The organism is Ruegeria sp. CJ3, assembly GCF_056536725.1.
In genome coordinates, this window is record NZ_JBQFQE010000006.1 from 43,629 (window position 1) to 62,912 (window position 19,284).

The 19,284-nt window shown below is 60.7% G+C and carries 19 protein-coding genes and 1 tRNA gene; 13 read left to right on the forward strand and 7 right to left on the reverse strand.

Features of this window, described 5'->3' with window-relative positions; genetic code table 11:
* Positions 1-65: 65 nt before the first annotated feature.
* The 6 genes from ACR0J1_RS12185 to lexA all read left to right on the forward strand — a co-directional run bounded on the left by ACR0J1_RS12185 (position 66) and on the right by lexA (position 4,883).
* On the forward strand, positions 66-647 hold the full coding sequence (locus ACR0J1_RS12185; RefSeq protein WP_480733088.1) for an anthranilate synthase component II: 582 nt from the start codon (positions 66-68) through the stop codon (positions 645-647).
* Positions 644-1,663, forward strand: coding sequence for an anthranilate phosphoribosyltransferase (trpD, locus tag ACR0J1_RS12190; protein WP_480733089.1), 1,020 nt, complete (start codon positions 644-646; stop codon positions 1,661-1,663). The genes ACR0J1_RS12185 and trpD overlap by 4 nt, the downstream gene beginning before the upstream one ends.
* Complete coding sequence (gene trpC / locus ACR0J1_RS12195; RefSeq protein WP_480733090.1) at positions 1,660-2,472, forward strand: indole-3-glycerol phosphate synthase TrpC; 813 nt, start codon at positions 1,660-1,662, stop codon at positions 2,470-2,472. The genes trpD and trpC overlap by 4 nt, the downstream gene beginning before the upstream one ends.
* On the forward strand, positions 2,472-2,945 hold the full coding sequence (gene moaC / locus ACR0J1_RS12200) for a cyclic pyranopterin monophosphate synthase MoaC (protein WP_480733091.1): 474 nt from the start codon (positions 2,472-2,474) through the stop codon (positions 2,943-2,945). The genes trpC and moaC overlap by 1 nt, the downstream gene beginning before the upstream one ends.
* Positions 2,942-4,114: a molybdopterin molybdotransferase MoeA gene (locus ACR0J1_RS12205; RefSeq protein ID WP_480733092.1), complete on the forward strand. Its 1,173-nt coding sequence runs from the start codon at positions 2,942-2,944 to the stop codon at positions 4,112-4,114. The genes moaC and ACR0J1_RS12205 overlap by 4 nt, the downstream gene beginning before the upstream one ends.
* 70 nt (positions 4,115-4,184) lie before the next feature.
* The gene (gene lexA, locus ACR0J1_RS12210) at positions 4,185-4,883 is read left to right on the forward strand and encodes a transcriptional repressor LexA (protein WP_480733317.1); all 699 of its coding nucleotides are present in this window, start codon (positions 4,185-4,187) and stop codon (positions 4,881-4,883) included.
* Here lexA and ACR0J1_RS12215 read toward each other — a convergent pair.
* On the reverse strand, positions 4,877-6,904 hold the full coding sequence (locus ACR0J1_RS12215) for a ComEC/Rec2 family competence protein (RefSeq protein ID WP_480733094.1): 2,028 nt from the start codon (positions 6,902-6,904) through the stop codon (positions 4,877-4,879). The two genes, lexA and ACR0J1_RS12215, sit on opposite strands and share 7 nt — an antisense overlap.
* 78 nt (positions 6,905-6,982) lie before the next feature.
* On the opposite strand from ACR0J1_RS12215, the gene gltX reads away from it, so the two are divergent.
* The 3 genes from gltX to ACR0J1_RS12230 all read left to right on the forward strand — a co-directional run bounded on the left by gltX (position 6,983) and on the right by ACR0J1_RS12230 (position 10,923).
* Positions 6,983-8,383: a glutamate--tRNA ligase gene (gltX, locus tag ACR0J1_RS12220; protein ID WP_480733095.1), complete on the forward strand. Its 1,401-nt coding sequence runs from the start codon at positions 6,983-6,985 to the stop codon at positions 8,381-8,383.
* Positions 8,384-8,504: 121 nt separating this feature from the next.
* Positions 8,505-9,800 carry a citrate synthase gene (gltA, locus tag ACR0J1_RS12225; protein ID WP_480733096.1) on the forward strand — a complete coding sequence of 432 codons (1,296 nt, stop codon included), beginning with the start codon at positions 8,505-8,507 and terminating at the stop codon, positions 9,798-9,800.
* Positions 9,801-9,981: 181 nt separating this feature from the next.
* The gene (locus tag ACR0J1_RS12230; RefSeq protein WP_480733097.1) at positions 9,982-10,923 is read left to right on the forward strand and encodes an autotransporter outer membrane beta-barrel domain-containing protein; all 942 of its coding nucleotides are present in this window, start codon (positions 9,982-9,984) and stop codon (positions 10,921-10,923) included.
* 9 nt (positions 10,924-10,932) lie between these two features.
* Here ACR0J1_RS12230 and ACR0J1_RS12235 read toward each other — a convergent pair whose 3' ends face one another.
* The gene (locus ACR0J1_RS12235; RefSeq protein WP_480733098.1) at positions 10,933-12,000 is read right to left on the reverse strand and encodes a PA0069 family radical SAM protein; all 1,068 of its coding nucleotides are present in this window, start codon (positions 11,998-12,000) and stop codon (positions 10,933-10,935) included.
* A 307-nt stretch (positions 12,001-12,307) separates the two neighbouring features.
* Between ACR0J1_RS12235 and ACR0J1_RS12240 the strand changes: the two genes are divergently transcribed.
* Both ACR0J1_RS12240 and ACR0J1_RS12245 read left to right on the forward strand, forming a co-directional pair.
* Positions 12,308-13,006, forward strand: a complete 699-nt coding sequence (locus ACR0J1_RS12240) for a corrinoid protein (protein ID WP_480515037.1) — start codon at positions 12,308-12,310, stop codon at positions 13,004-13,006.
* Positions 13,007-13,106: 100 nt separating this feature from the next.
* Positions 13,107-13,766, forward strand: coding sequence for a DUF1638 domain-containing protein (locus ACR0J1_RS12245; RefSeq protein ID WP_480733099.1), 660 nt, complete (start codon positions 13,107-13,109; stop codon positions 13,764-13,766).
* A gap of 3 nt (positions 13,767-13,769) precedes the next feature.
* Here ACR0J1_RS12245 and ACR0J1_RS12250 read toward each other — a convergent pair whose 3' ends face one another.
* The gene (locus tag ACR0J1_RS12250; protein ID WP_480733100.1) at positions 13,770-14,180 is read right to left on the reverse strand and encodes a SufE family protein; all 411 of its coding nucleotides are present in this window, start codon (positions 14,178-14,180) and stop codon (positions 13,770-13,772) included.
* 140 nt (positions 14,181-14,320) lie between these two features.
* On the opposite strand from ACR0J1_RS12250, the gene ACR0J1_RS12255 reads away from it, so the two are divergent.
* Entirely contained in the window at positions 14,321-14,845 is a 525-nt protein-coding gene (locus tag ACR0J1_RS12255) for a hypothetical protein (protein ID WP_480733101.1), read from the forward strand.
* Here the strand turns inward: ACR0J1_RS12255 and rnd are convergent.
* The 3 genes from rnd to purM form a co-directional block, all read right to left on the reverse strand.
* Complete coding sequence (gene rnd, locus ACR0J1_RS12260; RefSeq protein ID WP_480733102.1) at positions 14,842-15,999, reverse strand: ribonuclease D; 1,158 nt, start codon at positions 15,997-15,999, stop codon at positions 14,842-14,844. The genes ACR0J1_RS12255 and rnd overlap by 4 nt on opposite strands.
* Positions 16,000-16,113: 114 nt before the next feature.
* Entirely contained in the window at positions 16,114-16,710 is a 597-nt protein-coding gene (gene purN / locus ACR0J1_RS12265; RefSeq protein ID WP_480733103.1) for a phosphoribosylglycinamide formyltransferase, read from the reverse strand.
* Positions 16,707-17,753: a phosphoribosylformylglycinamidine cyclo-ligase gene (gene purM, locus ACR0J1_RS12270; RefSeq protein WP_480733104.1), complete on the reverse strand. Its 1,047-nt coding sequence runs from the start codon at positions 17,751-17,753 to the stop codon at positions 16,707-16,709. The genes purN and purM overlap by 4 nt, the downstream gene beginning before the upstream one ends.
* Positions 17,754-17,860: 107 nt before the next feature.
* On the opposite strand from purM, the gene ACR0J1_RS12275 reads away from it, so the two are divergent.
* Positions 17,861-17,937, forward strand: a tRNA-Ile gene (locus ACR0J1_RS12275).
* 2 nt (positions 17,938-17,939) lie between these two features.
* On the opposite strand, the gene ACR0J1_RS12280 is transcribed toward ACR0J1_RS12275, so the two are convergent.
* Positions 17,940-19,259, reverse strand: a complete 1,320-nt coding sequence (locus ACR0J1_RS12280) for an ATP-binding protein (RefSeq protein ID WP_480733105.1) — start codon at positions 19,257-19,259, stop codon at positions 17,940-17,942.
* Positions 19,260-19,284: the final 25 nt, after the last annotated feature.

Consider the following 19,284-nt stretch of genomic DNA (forward strand, 5'->3'; position numbering starts at 1 on the left):
ACATCATACCGTGGCTATGGGCTGCATCGCCAGCCTGAAATGCCCATAGGAAGATAAGTGCCCAAATGCTGCTGCTGATCGACAACTATGACTCGTTTACCTACAACCTCGTTCACTACTTGGGTGAGCTTGGGGCAGAGATGGTCGTGCGCAGAAACGATGCGCTGGATGTGCAGGAAGCAATGGCAATGAACCCTGCCGGTATTCTGCTCAGCCCCGGTCCCTGCGACCCGGACCAGGCCGGTATCTGCCTTGCCCTGACCGAAGCCGCAGCAGAGACGCAGACGCCGCTGATGGGTGTTTGCCTTGGCCATCAGACCATCGGTCAGGCCTTTGGCGGTCAGGTCGTGCGGTGCCATGAAATCGTGCATGGCAAGATGGGCACGATGAACCACACCGGCAAAGGCGTTTTTGCTGGGCTGCCATCACCCTTCGAGGCCACGCGCTATCATTCGCTGGTCGTCGATCGCGACACCCTGCCCGACTGTCTTGAGATCACTGCCGAGCTTGAAGATGGCACTATCATGGGTCTGCAGCACAAGGATCTGCCAATACACGGCGTTCAGTTCCATCCGGAATCCATCGCCTCTGAGCATGGTCATGCCCTGCTCAAGAATTTCCTGAATGAGATGAAAGTCCCTGCATGAGCGACGCTCTGAAACCGCTGATCGACGCTGCGGCCGATCGGCCTCTCACCCGCGCCGAGGCTGAACAGGCCTTTGGTATCCTCTTTGACGGTGCTGCGACGCCCAGCCAGATTGGCGGGCTGCTGATGGCGATGCGCACGCGGGGCGAAACGGTGGACGAATACGCAGCCGCCGCCGCGGTGATGCGTGCGAAATGCAACGCGGTGAAAGCCCCCGCAGGTGCGATTGACATCGTTGGCACTGGGGGCGACGGCAAGGGCACTCTGAACATCTCGACCGCGACGGCCTTTGTGACGGCGGGTGCCGGGGTCACAGTTGCCAAGCACGGCAACCGAAACCTGAGTTCAAAATCCGGCGCTGCCGATGCGCTGGGACAGTTGGGGATCAACGTGATGGTTGGCCCGCAAGTTGTTGAAAAGGCGCTGCAAGAGGTCGGAATCGGTTTCATGATGGCACCAATGCACCACCCGGCCATTGCCCATGTCATGCCCTCGCGGCAAGAACTTGGGACGCGGACGATCTTCAACATTCTGGGCCCGCTTACCAACCCCGCAGGCGTCAAACGCCAGCTGACGGGGGCCTTCAGTCGTGACCTGATCCGCCCGATGGCCGAAACGCTTGGCCTGCTAGGTGCGGAACATGCCTGGTTGGTGCATGGGTCGGACGGCACCGACGAGTTGACAATCACCGGCGTCAGCTGGGTCGCCTCGGTCGAGGACGGCACAGTGAAAGAAGTCGAGATTCATCCCGAAGACGCGGGCCTGCCGGTGCACCCGTTCGAGGATATACTCGGCGGTACGCCCGAAGAAAACGCAATCGCCTTCCGCGCTTTGCTGGACGGGCAACCCTCGGCCTATCGCGACGCGGTGCTGCTGAACTCTGCCGCCGCGCTGGTTGTAGCCGACGCCGCCTCCGACTTGCGCGAAGGCGTTACCATGTCACGCGAAAGCATCGACAGCGGCAAGGCGCGGGACAAAATCAACGCTCTGGCACGCATTACACAGGAAGCCGCATGACCGAGACCGTTCTGGACAGGATCAAAGCCTATAAGCTTGAAGAAGTTGCTTTAGACAAGGCGCATAAATCGCTGGAAACACTTGAATCCGAGGCGCGCAGCGCACCGGAAGTTCGCGGTTTTGCCAATGCGCTGCAAACCGCCACGCGCACCGGTTACGGACTGATTGCCGAGGTCAAAAAGGCCAGCCCATCCAAAGGTCTAATTCGCGCCGATTTCGACCCGCCCGCGCTGGCGCAGGCGTACCAAGAAGGTGGCGCGACCTGCTTATCAGTCTTGACCGATACGCCCAGCTTTCAGGGCGCAAAAGCGTTCTTGAGCGAGGCGCGCGCGGCCTGTTCTTTGCCCGCGCTACGCAAGGACTTCATGTACGACCCCTATCAGGTGGTCGAAGCCCGCGCCTTGGGCGCAGATTGCATCCTGATCATCATGGCTTCGGTCGATGATGCGCAGGCAGCAGAGCTTGAACAGACCGCCTTTGACTGGGGTATGGACGTATTGATCGAGGTTCACGACGCCGAGGAGCTGGAGCGCGCGACCCTGTTGAAAAGCCCATTGATTGGTATAAATAACAGGAATCTCAAGACGTTCGAGACGTCTCTTGATACCACACGCCACCTGTCGAAACTGGTCCCAGCGGACCGGACAATCGTGTGTGAAAGCGGCCTGAGTACATCTGCGGATCTGGCCGATATAGCCCGCTACGGCGCGCGCTGCTTTCTCATTGGCGAAAGTCTGATGCGGCAGGACGACGTCGCCTCGGCCACCCGGACCCTGTTGGCCAACCCGCTTATTCCCGGAGTGATGTGATGCCACTAACCCATTTCGATGCCCAAGGTCAGGCGCATATGGTTGATGTCTCGGACAAGGCGGTGACCGATCGGGTCGCTGTTGCCGCAGGTCACATTAAGATGGCGCAGGAAACCTTTGATCTTATTTCGGAAGGTCGCGCCAAGAAAGGCGACGTTCTGGGCGTTGCGCGGCTTGCGGGCATCATGGGCGCCAAGAAAACACCCGATCTGATCCCCCTGTGCCATCCGCTGCCAGTCACCAAGGTCGCGGTTGAGTTGACGCTGGATCCCGGCCTACCCGGCGTACGGATCGAGGCAACCGTCAAGACCTCGGGCCAGACCGGTGTCGAGATGGAGGCGCTGACCGCCGCCTCAACAGCCGCGCTGACCGTCTACGACATGACCAAGGCCGTCGACAAGGCGATGGAGATTGGCGGTATTCGCGTTCTTCTGAAAGATGGCGGTAAATCAGGACGTTACGAAGCGACATGATTTCCGTCGAAGACGCCCGCGCCCTTCTGTTTGAGCTCGTTTCACCGCTACCCGCCGAAACTGTTCCGCTGACTGAGGCCTCGGGGCGTGTTCTGGCGCAGGACGTCGCGGCGACGCGCGATCAGCCGCCTTTCGCCGCATCCTCGATGGACGGCTATGCGATCAAAAGCGCCGAAGTTGAACTGCACGCCATGTTCAAAGTGGTGGGTGAGGCTGCCGCGGGCAGGCGATTTGACGGCCTGGTCGGGCCCGGACAGGCCGTTCGCATCTTCACCGGCGCGCCCGTACCCGAAGGCGCTGATTTTGTCGTCATACAGGAAGATGTCGATCGGCGCGGTGACGTGATTTCCATCACCGAAGCACCCGGGCCGAAATCCAACATCCGGCCCGCAGGCGTGGATTTCGCCCTGGGTACCCAAATCACCGCGCCACGGCGCATCCGCCCCGAAGATGTGGCTTTGATGGCGGCAATGAACATCGCATCTGTCCCGGTGACACAGAAGCCGACCGTTGCTCTGATCTCGACCGGCGACGAATTGGTGATGCCCGGAGAGACCCCGGGACCCGACCAGATCATCGCATCAAATACGTTTGGTATCAAAGCACTATTGGAAGAAGTTGGCACGCATGTGCGGGTGCTGCCCATCGCGCAGGACACCGTCACCTCGCTGGAAACCGCCTTTGATCTGGCGCAGGGCGCCGATCTGGTCGTGACAATCGGTGGCGCCTCGGTCGGAGAATATGATCTGGTCTCGGATGTGTCCGAGGCGCTGGGGCTTGAACGGTCGTTCTACAAGATTCGAATGCGCCCCGGCAAACCCCTGATGGCGGGCCGCATGGGCGATGCCGCCATGGTCGGCCTGCCCGGCAACCCGGTCAGCGCGATGGTATGCGGTTATCTCTTTCTGATCCCCATGGTGCGCCGCATGTTGGGGGTTGAACAGGTTCTGGCCCCGTTTCAACGCGCCCGCCTGACCGCACCGCTTACCGAAAATGGCCCGCGCGAACACTACATGCGCGCCGTTCTGGACAATCACGGCATCCGCGCCTGCGACGATCAGGACAGCTCACTTCTGAGCGTTCTGGCGCAAGCCAATGCGCTGCTGGTGCGTCAGCCGCATGATCCGGCGCGCGCGGCCGGGGATGAGGTGCAGTACCTGCCGATCTAGCAAGCCCGTTGACACAAAACGTGAACATGCGTAGAACAAAAGAAAACGCATGAGCGATGAGGTGCGAGCGATGCTGACCAAGAAGCAATTGGATTTGCTGGAATTCATCCACAAACGCGTGCAGGCGGACGGTGTTCCGCCCAGTTTTGATGAGATGAAGGCCGCGTTGGACCTGCGGTCGAAATCCGGCATCCATCGACTGATCACCGCGTTAGAGGAGCGTGGCTTTATCCGACGCCTCGCTCATCGGGCCCGCGCGATCGAGATCGTGAAGCTGCCTGAAAGCCTTGGAGGAGAGCCCACCGCAGGTTTCAAACCCCGCGTGATCGAAGGGGACCGCCCCGAAGGTCCCCGTCCGGCCAATTTCGAACCGGTTACGGTGGACGCGCTGGAACTACCGGTCATGGGTCGCATAGCCGCCGGTGTCCCGATTGAGGCGATCAGCCATGTCTCGCACCGAGTTGCGGTGCCGGGCACGATGGTTTCGGGCAAGGGTGAACACTACGCCCTTGAGGTGCGCGGAGATTCGATGATCGATGCGGGCATCAATGATGGCGATGTCGTCGTGATCCGCGAAACATCGGCTGCCGACAACGGCGATATCGTGGTCGCGCTGGTCGAGGATCAGGAGGCCACGTTGAAGCGCTTCTTCCGCCGGGGTCAGGCCATCGCGCTTGAGGCTGCAAACCCAGCTTACGAAACCCGCGTCCTGCCCGAAGACAAGGTCAAGGTACAAGGCCGGCTGGTCGGGCTGATCCGCAGTTACTGACTTGATTTGGGCGACCACAACCGGTCGCCCGACACTGCGACGCTGCTGCGCAGACGCCCCTCGGATAGTGCCAGACTACCCGTTTTTCTGAGTTTTTCAGGATCATAGATCCAGCATTCTCCGGTCAATGCCAATGATACCGGCGCGACGATGATCTGGTCTTTTTGGCATTCGTCGAAGGTGCCTGCAGCCCTTTTGCCCGTGATATGGATCAGCTCTTTGTCACCCAAATGATAGCGTTGAATCCCGCCTATGGCCCCGGGCCATCGCAGCGCCGCTTGCGGTTGATCCGCGCCATCGCCATCGTTTTCCAACCAGACCGAAGCAACAAATCCGCTGCCTCTGTGTTTGCTGAGCGCGCGGCCACGTTCCGTCATGACGCCGACCAAGCCACCGGTCTCTGCGATCAGGGCCTCGGGCCGGTGTCCCTGCCCCCACAGCGCCAGCACCGCAACCGCAGGGATCACACCCAGCCATCGTGCGCGTCCCTGCCACAGGATGAGCCAAAGAAGCGCCACGGCCAGCACGGGCAACAGAAATCCCGGCGGGCTGACGACATAACCCTGCGCGCCCTCCAGGCCCGACACCCGATCTGCGACGGTCAAGATCCAACGCAATCCGGCCCCCATCACCTGCAGCGCCAGCGCTTCCAACCCAAAAGGTGCCAGCAGCGCCGCCACGACCGCCGCCGGAACAACCACTGTGCCCATCACGGGCACCGACAACAGGTTCGCCAGCAAGCCGTAATGCGACATGGTGTTGAAATGCGCAGCCCCGATCGGGGCAGTGGCCAGTCCCGCGATGGCCGAGGACATCAGCAGGGCCGCGACCGGCCACAGCCACTTGGGCAACGGCATCGGTCCATAGTCCCGCAGCCCACCGAAGACGGCAACCAGCGCGGTTGTTGCCGCGAAAGACATCTGGAAACCCGGGCTCAGTAGCGTCTCGGGGCGCAGTGTAAGAACGATCACCGCCGCAACCGCGACCGCCCGCAACGAGATCGCGCGACGATCCAGTAGCACCGCGCCCAGCATGACGCAGACCATGACAAAGGCGCGCTCGGTCGCCACATTGCCACCGGACAAGAGCAGATAGACCGTGGCCGCAACCAAGGCGCAGATCGACGCCAGCTTGCGTACCGGCAGCCGCAGGGCCACCGCCGGCAGCATCGACAATCCGATCCGACAGGTCATAAAGACGAAACCGGTCAGCAAACCCATGTGCAGCCCCGAAATCGCCAGCAGATGCGCAAGGTTCGAGGCCCGCAGTTTCTCCAGCGACGCCTGCCCCATTCCACTACGATCTCCGGTTGTAACAGCGGCAGCGAACCCGCCTGTCTCACCCGGCAGGACGGCCCGCACCCGGTCCGAGATCGCCATGCGCCACGCCGTCACCCGCACACCGGCCCGCCCGTCCGCCGCATGGGCTGTGGTCAGAACCGGGACGCGGGTATAGCCGACAGCACCCAGTTGCTGAAACCACGCATGACGGCGGAAATCGAACCCTCCCGGCTCGACCGGTCCTTGCGGCGGTGACAGATGCGCGGTGGTCATGATCCGCCGCCCCGGTGTCAGGTGTACGGGGTCACCATGCACGGACAGCCGGACGCGCCGCGGCTTCTGATCTGCAGGAACGTCCCCGATCCGCACCTGATCCAGAGTGATCCGCAGCGCATCCGACGCAGAGCGGTCCAGCGCCACGACCCGCCCCTCGACCGGGCCATAGTAGCGCCATTGCAGAACCGGCTCTGCAACCTTGTGAGCCCTTGCGCCGCCAAGCAGAAACCCCGCCGCAATCAGCGCCAAGGCAATAGCCAGCGGCGACCATGCAGCGCCAATCCGGCGGCTTGCCATCACACAGCACAGCACCAACGCGGCAGCAGCACCGTAGAGCCCCACACCGGGTTCAAACCGCAGGCTGAAATAGCAGCCGATGCCCGCCGCCAGACAGACCGGCGACCATGGAAACAGATGCCCGCGTTGGTTCAGCAATGCAGCCGTGATCCGTGCCAGAACACGCATGGTTGCCCCCGTCCTTCGGGCTGGGTAGATAGTCGCCAAACTATGCCCGCTACGGTTACCAAAAGGTTAATCCACACAATGTCCGATCAGGTCGTCACCCGCTTTGCCCCCTCTCCCACCGGCTTTCTTCATATCGGTGGCGCGCGCACTGCGTTGTTCAACTGGCTCTATGCTCGGGGTCGCGGTGGTAAGTTCCTGCTGCGGATCGAAGATACCGACCGCGAACGCTCGACCCCCGAAGCAACGGCAGCGATTCTACAGGGCATGGAGTGGCTGGGCCTGGACCACGACGGCGACGTAATCAGCCAGTTCGAAGGTGCGCCCCGTCATGCTGAGGTCGCGCATCAGCTTCTCGCCGAAGGCAAGGCGTATAAGTGCTTCTCGACGCAAGACGAAATTGCCGCTTTCCGCGAACAGGCCCGGGCTGAGGGCAAATCGACCCTGTTCCGCAGCCCGTGGCGGGATGCTGATCCGGCCTCGCACCCCGATGCGCCGTTTGCGATCCGCATCAAGGCCCCGCAGGACGGGGCAACAGTGATCCGGGATCAGGTGCAGGGTGCCGTGACGATCCGCAACGATCAGTTGGATGACATGATCCTGCTGCGCTCGGACGGCACACCGGTCTACATGCTGGCGGTGGTGGTCGACGATCATGATATGGGCGTCACCCATGTGATCCGGGGCGATGATCACCTTAACAACGCGGCCCGGCAGATGATGATCTACGAGGCGATGGGCTGGAATGTTCCGGTCTGGGCGCATATCCCGTTGATCCACGGGCCGGATGGCAAGAAGCTCTCGAAACGTCACGGCGCGCTTGGCGCGCAGGAATATCAGGCGATGGGCTATCCCGCCGCCGGTATGCGAAACTATCTGGCGCGCCTGGGCTGGAGCCACGGCGATGACGAATTCTTCACCGACGCACAGGCACTGGAATGGTTCGATCTGGACGGAATCGGCAAAAGCCCCGCGCGGTTCGATCTGAAAAAGCTCGAGAACCTGTGTGGGCAGCATATCGCCATCTCGGATGATGCTGCGTTGCGGCAGGAAATTCAGGCTTATCTGGCTGCTGCGAACCTTCCTTTGTTAAGCGATGCACAATCTGGTGATCTGGAACGTGCGATGTATTGCCTCAAGGATCGGGCACGGACCCTTCCCGAACTTGTTGAAAAGGCTCACTTTGCGCTCACGTCGCGCCCGATTTCGCCCGACGAGAAGGCGGCAAAGGCGCTTTCGTCGGTATCCGACGGTATACTGGAAGAATTGACGCCGCATCTGCAAAATGTTAGCTGGTCCCGGAACGAGCTGGAGGAGGCTCTGAATTCCTTCGCCGAGGCGAAAGGGATCAAGTTCGGCAAGCTGGCCGGTCCGCTGCGCGCGGTGCTGGCGGGTCGGGCGGTCACACCTTCGGTTTTTGACATGATGCTCGTGCTGGGGCGGGATGAAACCCTGGCGCGGCTTTCTGATGCAGCGACTTAAACCCGATCTTCATATTAGGGTAACGCTGCTCCGCTAACACCCGGACTGCGCGCCCGCGCGCAGCCGTTGCCCGCAGCGTCGGACAGCGACCCGACATGCGCATGAATGAGGAAGGGACAAAATGACCGATAGCCAAAAAACAGCGACCCTGACTGTCCACGGCAACACATACGAGCTGCCGATCCACTCGCCCACCGCGGGCCCCGATGTCATCGACATCCGCAAACTTTATGGTCAGGCCGACGTGTTCACTTATGATCCCGGCTTTACCTCGACTGCCAGCTGCGACAGCACGATCACGTTTATCGATGGTGAAAAGGGTGAGCTGCTGCATCGCGGCTATCCGATTGATCAACTGGCGGAAAAATCTCATTTCCTCGAAGTGTGTTATCTGCTGCTGTACGGCGAGCTGCCGGTCGCAAAAGATCTTGAGAAGTTTGAGACCACGATCACCCGCCACACGATGTTGCACGAACAGATGCAGTATTTCTATCGCGGCTTCCGCCGTGACGCGCATCCGATGGCGATCATGGTGGGCGTTGTGGGCGCTATGTCGGCCTTCTATCACGACTCGACCGACATCACCGACCCGCGCCAGCGCGAGATCGCCTCGCACCGTCTGCTGGCCAAGATGCCGACCATTGCGGCCTGGGCTTATAAATACCACATCGGCCAGCCGTTCATCTATCCGCGTAACGATCTGGATTATGCCTCGAACTTTCTGCGCATGTGCTTTGGCGTGCCGTCCGAGGAATACGAGGTCAACCCGATCCTCAGCCGCGCGATGGACCGCATCTTTACGCTGCATGCCGATCATGAACAGAACGCGTCGACCTCGACCGTGCGTCTGGCGTCGTCCTCGGGTGCCAACCCGTTTGCCTGTATCGCTGCCGGGATCGCCTGCCTCTGGGGTCCCGCCCATGGCGGTGCCAATCAGGCTTGCCTTGAGATGCTGGAAGAGATCGGCTCGGTCGACCGCATCCCCGAGTACATCGCCCGTGCCAAGGACAAGAGCGATCCGTTCCGCCTGATGGGCTTTGGTCACCGGGTCTACAAGAATTTCGACCCGCGCGCCAAGGTGATGAAGCAATCGGCAGATGAGGTGCTGGACCTGCTGGGAATCGAAGACAACCCCAAGCTACAGGTTGCCAAGGCACTGGAAAAACAGGCTCTGGAAGATCCGTATTTTGCCGAGAAGAAGCTGTTCCCGAACGTGGACTTCTATTCCGGCATCATCCTCGAGGCGATGGGCTTCCCCACCTCGATGTTCACGCCGATCTTTGCGCTGTCGCGCACCGTGGGCTGGGTCAGCCAGTGGAAAGAGATGATTGCCGACCCGCAGAACAAAATCGGCCGCCCGCGCCAACTGTATCTGGGCGAGACCACCCGGGACTACGTGGACATCGAAAACCGCTAAGCACTTTTTCGGCATCGCGAATGACACCAAACAACAAGCCCCGGTTCGCCGGGGCTTTGTCTTTTTGTGTGTCCGAAATGTAGCCTTGGCTGGAAATCTGCAGCTCCGCCCACCGCTTTACTTTGCAGCCATGGGTCTGCTGCCTAGTTTGCGTCAAAATTCCCGGCAGGTCTTCGAATCCATGCGTATCATTCTGATCATTCTGGCTTTCATGCTCAGCAGCCCCGTTGCAGCGCAGGACCTGCTTGAGAGTGCATTCGAAAAGCTGCAACGCGAGAACGCAGCCGGGTCACTGGCCGTCATGGGGCTGGCTGGCATCCCCGACGATTCAGCCAGCGCGATTTCTCTGCAATCCGACACCAGAAATCGCGACTATGATTTCAAATCCGCGCAATTGGGCGGAGGTTTTCGGCTGAGCGAAGGCGTCCCGATCTATCTGGAAGGATATATCGGATACGCCCGGTACGATCCGGTGCTGACGTTCAGCGGTACGGACCAGACCACAGCTCTGCCGTTGAAATGGACCAGCGTCGTCGCGACCGGAGGCGTTGGATATCAGTTCGATCTGGGTGAGCGGTGGAAGATGACTCCGATGGCCCATATTTCGGTTGGCCGAACCCAGTCCGATGCATCCGTGGCGACGCAAGTGATCGCCAATCGGCTGGGCATCGAAGGGGATTTCGTCGAAAGCGGAGGTCTGTGGGCCGGTGGCGCTGGCGGGTCGCTGACGCTCGACTACCACCTGCCGCTGGAAAACGACCGCGAATTCGAAGCCAGCCTGCGCCACACGCATATCGAATACTGGCCGATCGGCGACGACAAAGACCTGCTTGTTCAGTCCACCGCAGCCAATACGGTTCTGTGGACCCGGTATCGTTTTCCCACGGGCAAGCGGATGTTCGGCCGCCCTGTGCGCTGGGTCGGGGATTTGTCGCTGTCCTATCTGATCGGGGATCAATCCATTGTGCTTGGTACAGACTGGCTGGCCCGTGTTGGCGGCGGGATCGAGGTGGATCTTTCGGACACATGGGTGCCATGGGTGACGACGACCCGGCTTATGGTCCGGTACTATGGCAGCGACACTGTCAACGGTTTCACGGTCGGTTTAGCGGCCAGTTTCTGAACCCGCATCTTAGAACAGCGACAACTGATCGCCCCGCTGCGGCGGGCGGGCAAAATGCGCGGTGCTGAGCGGCGGCGTCCTGATCGCAAGCCCCAGTCTTTTGCAGGCCGCCTTGAAGCGCTGCGCAACCATTTGAGCATAGGTCCCCTCGCCCCGCATCCGGTGCCCCCAACGCGGGTCATAATCCTTGCCGCCATGCATCTCGCGCAGCCGCGCCATCACCTTTTCGGCCCTCCCCGGCTGATGTTCGGCCAACCAGTCCTGCCACAAGCCCGAGACCTCGCGCGGCAGACGCAGCATGATCCAGCTTGCAGCATCCGCACCGGCATCGCGGCCTGCTTCAAGCAGCTGCTCAAGCTCGTGATCTGTCAGCCCCGGTACAATGGGCGAGGTCATCACCCGCACCGGCACCCCGGCCTGTGTCAGCCGCTGGATCATGCGAATCCTGCGCTGCGGGGATGGTGCCCGGGGCTCCATCCGGCGCGACAGGTCCGCGTCCAGCGTGGTCAGCGAAATCCCGACCCGAACCAGATTCCTGCGCGCCATCGGGGCCAGAATATCCAGATCCCGCTCGATCAGCGCGCCTTTGGTCACTATGCCAATGGGATGACCGAACTCGCCCAGCACCTTCAGGCAGGACCTTGTTATTTCACGCGTTTTCTCGACCGGTTGGTAGGGGTCAGTATTGGTGCCCAACGCGATCGTCGCAACCTTGTACGAGCGTCGGGACAGTTCCCGCCGTAGAACATCCGCCGCGTTAGGACGGGCGATCAGCCGAGTCTCGAAATCCAGACCGGGCGACAGGCCCAGATACGCGTGGGTTGGACGGGCGAAGCAGTAAACGCAGCCGTGTTCGCAACCCCGATAAGGGTTGATCGACCGGTCAAAGGGCAAATCCGGCGACCGGTTATATGTGATCAGACTGCGGGCGACCTCATCCCGCACCTCGGTCCTCAGCGGCGGCAAGTCATCGGGCAAATCCCAGCCATCGTCGGCTGCTTCGGTCGCAAAACGTTCGAACCTACCGGTTGCGTTGGTGGTGGTGCCCCGCCCCGGCGTTTTCAGGTGATGCGGCATTTGTTCACTATATGTTCCATAACCCAGATTTAGCTCAAATGCGGTTCCGCGACAAGATGAGCACATCGCTGCATCTGTCCTTCAACTGAAATGACAGTTGACAGAACGACGATCTGATGTGGAAAAATGAAAGGAATGCAGGATGATCTTGCAAATTATTCTGTCGCTGGTTGTCACATTTCCTCATATAGGTCGGTCTCGGATCGACCGAGGTCGCAATCGTCACAGTCGACCTGCGACGAAATGGCCAAAACGATAAAAATTGCCACCACGGGCCGCGGGCCCGCCAAGCTCAGGGAAACGCTCCATGTCCGACGAAGAAGACATCGTCCTGTCCGAACTGAATGACGACGAACTTGTCGAACAGATGTTCGATGACCTTTATGACGGCCTGAAAGAGGAGATCGAGGAAGGTGTGAACATCCTGCTGGAACGCGGGTGGATGCCTTACGACATTCTGACCAAGGCCCTTGTCGGCGGCATGACCATCGTGGGCCATGACTTCCGCGACGGCATCCTGTTCGTTCCCGAAGTGCTGCTGGCCGCCAACGCTATGAAAGGCGGCATGGCGATCCTGAAGCCCTTGCTGGCCGAAACCGGCGCGCCGCGCGTCGGCAAAATGGTGATCGGCACCGTCAAGGGCGACATCCACGACATCGGCAAGAACCTCGTGTCGATGATGATGGAAGGGGCAGGTTTCGAAGTTGTCGATATCGGCATTAACAACCCGGTCGAGAACTATCTGGAAGCGCTGGAAAACGAAAAGCCGGATATTCTGGGCATGTCCGCCCTGCTGACCACCACTATGCCTTACATGAAAGTCGTGATCGACACGATGATCGAGCAAGGCCTGCGTGAAGAATACGTGGTTCTAGTTGGTGGCGCGCCGCTGAACGAGGAGTTCGGCAAAGCCATCGGTGCCGACGGTTACTGCCGCGACGCCGCTGTGGCCGTGGAAATGGCCAAGGACTTCATGTCGCGCAAGCACAACTCGCTGGCGGGCTGAGCCACAGACCATGCTGTGAGACAGGCCGTCCTGCGAAGGGGCGGCCTTTTTTGTCGGCAGTGCGCGTACTTATATGAAGTCAGCCCGGAGGAGAGATCAGATGACCGATGCCCCCCTGCCAGACGATGAAAGCCTGACCCGCCAGGGCTATGCCGCGCCCCGCGCAGCCGAATCCATTCTTCTGATTGCCTGCGGGGCGTTGGCGCGGGAAATCCTGGACCTGAAAGAACGCAATGGCTGGGATCACATGGCGCTGACCTGCCTGCCCGCCATCCTGCATGTTCACCCCGAGAAGATCACGCAGGCCGTCGAAGACGCCGTGGTCAAACATCGCGACAATTACGACCGCATCTACGTCGTCTATGCCGACTGCGGTACCGGCGGGTTGCTGCAAACCGCTTGTGAAAAACTCGGGGTCGAGATGATTCAAGGCCCCCATTGCTATTCCTTCTTCGAAGGTAACAGGGCCTTTGCCGCCCATGGCGACGATGAGACGACTGCGTTTTACCTGACAGATTTTCTAGCCCGGCAGTTCGACGCCTTCGTCTGGAAACCCCTGGGTCTCGACCGCCATCCCGAGCTGCGGGATATGTATTTCGGCAATTACACCAAGCTGGTCTATCAAGCGCAGACCGACAATCCCGACCTCACCCGCCGCGCGCAGGACTGTGCCCGGCGCATGGGCCTTGAGTTCGAGCGTCGCCTGACCGGTTACGGTGATCTTGAGACGACCTTGTCAGATTGGGCGACGCGCGACTGACGGTCAGGCGCTGGCCAGCGCCACCTCGCGTATGCGTTCGATCATAGCCCGCAAACCATTCGAACGCTGCGCCGAGAGGTGGTCATGCAGGCCCAGCCGCGCAAGCTCACCTCCGGCATCCACCTTGGCCACGTCCGCCACAGGCAGGCCGTTGTAAAGCTTGCGTAGCACGGCAATCAGGCCGCGCACGATCAGCGCATCGCTGTCGCCGTCAAAGTGGAACTCGCCGTTCTCTATGGTCGGTTGCAGCCAAACCTGACTGGCGCAGCCTGTAACCTTGGTGGCGGGCACCTTGAAGGCTTCGTCCAGCGGCTCCATCGCCTTGCCCTGTTCGATCACATGGCGATAGCGATCTTCCCAATCTTCCAGAAACTCGAAATCTTCAACAATCTCTTCAAAAGCGGGCGTGGCCATGGTGGGCTGTCCTTGCATTACGCGATCACAAAAGTGACCTATGCTCAGCTTTCGCGGCTGTCCAGCCCTTTGCGTGGCTTTTCAAACCGCCGAATTTGCGCTAACCCGTTGCAGGTAAAGTTGCGCAAAGTGTTGGGTCCATGCACAAAACTCTGTCTGTTCTTCTGGTCGCTGCGATGTCGCTGTCTGCATGTAGTGCCTGGCGCGATTCTCGCGCGAACCCGTCGAACTGGTTTGGCAGCAGCACCCCGGCCCCGGCTGAATTCTCGGTCGATGATGCAAATGCGCTGGTGCCACAGCAAAGCGATGGCGTCGGCCTGTTCGACCGGCCCGAAGCCGAGGACAACAGCGTCCCGATCGCCACGATTGACGAGCTGCGCATCGACCCGACGCCAAACGGTGCGATCATCTATGCCGCCGGAACCGCAATCCGCCAGGGCGCGTTTAATGCACAGCTTGCCCGGGTCCGGTCCGACGAGCTCAGCAAGAACGGGGTGATGGAATTCACCTTCCGCGTCGATTATCCGGAAAATGCCACCGTGCAGGGCAGCCCACGGTCACGCATGGTGTCCGAGGCTGTTACCGTCAGCACACAGGAACTTGAGGGTATCCGCCTGGTCCGCGTCAAGGGCGCGCAAAACGCTCTGGAATCGCGCCGCCGCTAAAGCGAGACGACGCGTACCGTCTGGCCCTTAGCCGCAAGAGCGATCTTGCCATCGCAGAGTTTCAGCGCGTCTTCGCCAAACACCTCGAACCGCCAGCCGGACAAGGCCGCCACCTCGCGCTCTCCGGCAGCGATCTGGTCCAGATCGGCGCTTGAAGCAATCAGTTTGGCCGCAACACCCGCGCTCTCGGTCTTGGATTTCAGCAGCACCCGCAGCAGATCGGCCAGTGCAGGGTTCACCTTCAGCTTGTCGCGGCTGTTATCCACCTTGGGCAGCTTGTCCGGCGGGCAATTCACCCCCCGTTTGACCGCAGCGAGAATACCCTCGGCAATCGCGCCCTTGCGCGCCTCGCGCAGCAACATGCGCGATCCCCCCAGATCGGAGGGTGATTTTGGCTTGATCGAGGCCATCTCGATCAGCGCGTCATCCTTGAACACCCGGCTGCGCGGGACATTGTTTTCCTGCGCATAAGCCTCACGGAATTGCGCCAACTCGCGCACCACGGCCAGAAACTTGGCCGAGTTGGTGCGTGTCTTGACCCGCCGCCATGCGTCCTCGGGGCGGATATCATAGGTTTCGGACCGGGTAAGTATGCGCAACTCTTCCGCGACCCAATGATCGCGCCGGGTCTTTTCCAACTCCGCCGCCAGATATTCATAGATGCGGCGCAGATGGGTCACATCCGCCAGTGCGTAGGTCTTTTGCGCATCGCTCAGCGGGCGGCGCGACCAGTCGGTGAACCGAGAGGTCTTGTCGACGCCTTCCTTGCAAATCTTGCGCACCAGCGTCTCATAACCAACCTGCTCACCAAAGCCGCAGACCATGGCCGCGACCTGCGTGTCGAACAGGGGCGTGGGGAAGACCCCGGCATCGACCCAGAAAATCTCAAGGTCCTGCCGGGCGGCGTGGAACACTTTAACCACGTCTTCGTTGCGGAAAAGCTCATACAGCGGTTCAAGCGACAGGCCATCGGACAGCGGATCGACCAGAACGGCGCTGTCGGGATCCTCGGACGGAAACGCCAGTTGCACAAGGCACAGCTTGGAATAGTAGGTCCGTTCGCGCAGAAACTCGGTATCTACGGTCACATAGGGATAATCCGCGGCAGCCGCACAGAATGCAGCCAGCTCTTGCGTCGTTGTCAGGGTTTTCATGCGCGGTACTGTTCTTGCTTTTTTTGGCTTTTTTGTGACTGCCCGATTGTCCTCATCCCGAGCGATATGCGACCATAAGACGAATAATTGGCGCGTGTAAATCGCCCGCAAAGGTCAAGGCAAAAGAACCGGGGCTGTGTTGCCCAGAGAATACCGCCGCAGGACGACCGGATAGAGTTTGTGTTCCCATTCAAGCACTCGGGCAGCGAGCGTTTCAGGCGTATCACCCACTTCGATCGCTACGCGCGCTTGCCCTAGAACAGGACCATCATCCAGCGCGGCGGTGACCTCATGCACGGTGCAGCCATGTTCGGCGTCGCCTGCCTCAAGCGCGCGGGCATGGGTGTTCAGGCCTTTGTACTTGGGCAGCAGCGAGGGGTGGATGTTCAGCATCCGCCCCTGAAAACGCGAGACAAAATCGCCGGTCAGAACCCGCATGAACCCGGCAAGGCAGACGATATCGGGTTGCGCCGCAAGCAGAGGTTTCAACAATTCAGCCTCAAACGCCGCGCGATCCTTGCCGAAAGGCCGGTGGTCGACCGAGGCTGTCGGTATACCCCGATCCGACGCCTTCTTCAGCCCCCCCGCCTCGGCATCATTGGACAGAACGAGACAAGGCCGCGCGGGGTGGTCGCCGGTCATGCTGTCGACCAACGACAGCATGTTCGAGCCGCCCCCGGAGATCAGGATGGCGACGCGCTTGTGGCTCACAGCAGCTTGCCCGAATAGGCGACACCCGGCGCGTCGGTCACGGCGCCGATCCGCGAGACGGTTTCGCCTGCCTCGGTCAACAGCGCCTCCAGCCCATCGGCCTGATCCGCAGCGCAGACCACGATCATGCCGAGACCGCAGTTGAAGGTCTTGAGCATCTCGGCCTCGGCGATCCCGCCGGTTTCCGCCATCCATTTGAAGACGGGCGGCAAATCCCATGCGTCCAGATTGATCTCGGCCCCCAGCCCTTCGGGCAGCACACGCGGCAGGTTCTCGGTCAGGCCGCCTCCGGTGATATGAGCCAGCGCGTGCACGCCGCCTGCGCGGATCGCCTGCAGCGCGGGCTGAACATAAAGCCGCGTGGGCGTCAGCAGTGCCTCGCCCAGCGTTCCGTCACCAAACGGCGACGCGACATCCCAGCCCAGCCCGGACATTTCGACCAGCTTACGCACCAGAGAATAGCCGTTGGAATGCACCCCGTTCGAAGCCAGCCCCAGCAAAACGTCGCCTTGCTGCACACCCTCGGGCAACGCCGAGCCGCGTTCCATCGCGCCGACCGAGAACCCGGCCAGATCGAAATCGCCATCCGGGTACATACCCGGCATCTCAGCGGTCTCACCACCGATCAGGGCACAACCGGATTGCACGCACCCCTCGGCGATACCTTCGATGATCCGCGCTGCGGTGTCGGTTTCCAGCTTGCCGGTGGCAAAGTAATCGAGGAAGAACAGCGGCTCCGCGCCCTGACAAATCAGGTCATTGACGCACATCGCCACCAGATCGATACCGACGCCATCCACAACACCTGTGTCGATGGCAATCCGCAGCTTGGTGCCAACGCCATCGGTGGCCCCGACCAGAATCGGATCCTGATAGCCAGCCGCCTTGAGGTCGAACAACGCACCAAATCCACCCAGCCCGCTCATAACGCCCGAGCGGTTGGTCCGCTTGGCCGCAGGCTTAATCCGGTCGACCAGAGCATTCCCCGCATCGATATCGACACCCGCATCAGCGTAGGTGATTCCGTTCTTGCCCGCTGTCATGGCCAATCCCTCATGAGTGCTTTGCGCGCGGGTTATTCGATTGTGGCCCATGTTGCAACGGTCAGGCTTGACGCGGGCACTGATCGTGGTACCCAAGGCGACATGGCGGGCCTGTAGCTCAATTGGTTAGAGCAGAGCGCTCATAACGCTTTGGTTGCGGGTTCAAGTCCTGCCAGGCCTACCACGTCACCGCCCTATCACGATATCCGCGCACAACCCACCCAGTTTCTCGCTGCTACCCAGCCGCAGGGTGCCCCCATGCACACGGGCGATATCGGCCACGATGGCAAGGCCAAGACCGACGCCGCTGCCCTGATTCTGGTTTCGCGCAGGATCAAGGCGCGTAAACGGTTTAACCGCCTCAGTGCGTTGGTCGCGGGGAATACCGGGGCCGTCATCCTCGACGCGGATCCGCAGAGACTTGGGCGTCATCGACAGGCAAACTTCCGCTTTCGTCCCATAGCGGATCGCGTTGCCGATCAGGTTCTCGACCGCCCGGCGCATGGCCTTGGGACGTAACATGGCGCTGCCCTGCCCTTCGACTGACTTCAGTTCGACCGGCTGACCTGCGCGTATTGCGTCGTCGACAATCTGACGCAGCCAGATTTCTGGATCGACCTCCTCGGCTGCTGCCTCGGACGTCCCGCGCGCAAAGTCCAGAAACGCATCCAGCAGCGATTGCATCTCGTCGACATCTTGCAGCAACGGGGCCGCGTCGTCTTCGGGCAACAGCGACAGACCCAGCTTCAGCCGCGTCAACGGCGTTCGCAGATCATGGCTGACCCCCGACAGCATCAGGGTTCGCTGTTCGATCTGCCGTTCGATCCGGGCGCGCATGTCGACAAAGGCGCTGCCAGCGGCGCGCACCTCGATCGCGCCGCCCGGGGTGTAGGGCACAACCCGCCCGCGACCAAAGGCCTGCGCCGCATCGGCCAGACGCGTGATCGGGCGTAGTTGATTGCGCATATACAGGAACGAAATCGTGGTCATGAGACCCGCAAAAAACACCATCGTCACAATCAACTGATGCGGCGCGGTCGGTGACAAACGCCGACGATCAAAGCTCAGTGCAAGGACGCCCAGATCGGTCTCCAGGTACAACCGAACGTCGTCGCCATCCGGCAGCGCAACGTCCAGCGTTTCAGGTAACAGCATCCGCATCTCTGCATCGACTTGAGGTGCGATGAAATCATACCACCGCCGCGACCCTACTTGCGATTCCTCGTTCGGTGGCAGAAACCGGGCCTGCATATCCAGAACAGACAGATCCTTCCGCACCGCGGCCAACGCCTGCTGTTGGGTTTCCGCGCCCTGCATCACGTCCAGCACCAACATGACCTCGCGCGCGGCGGTGCGGGTCATTTGGGCCGTGACTTCCTCAAGGTGTTTTTGCAGAAAGGCAATGGAAACAACCAACAAGACGACGATGACCGGTAGAACCAGTATCAGCGCAGCACGGGTATAAAGGCTGCGTGGCATATAAGGTTTGAGCCATTGCGTCGACATGCGCTAAACCTAGCGGGCTGCCAGG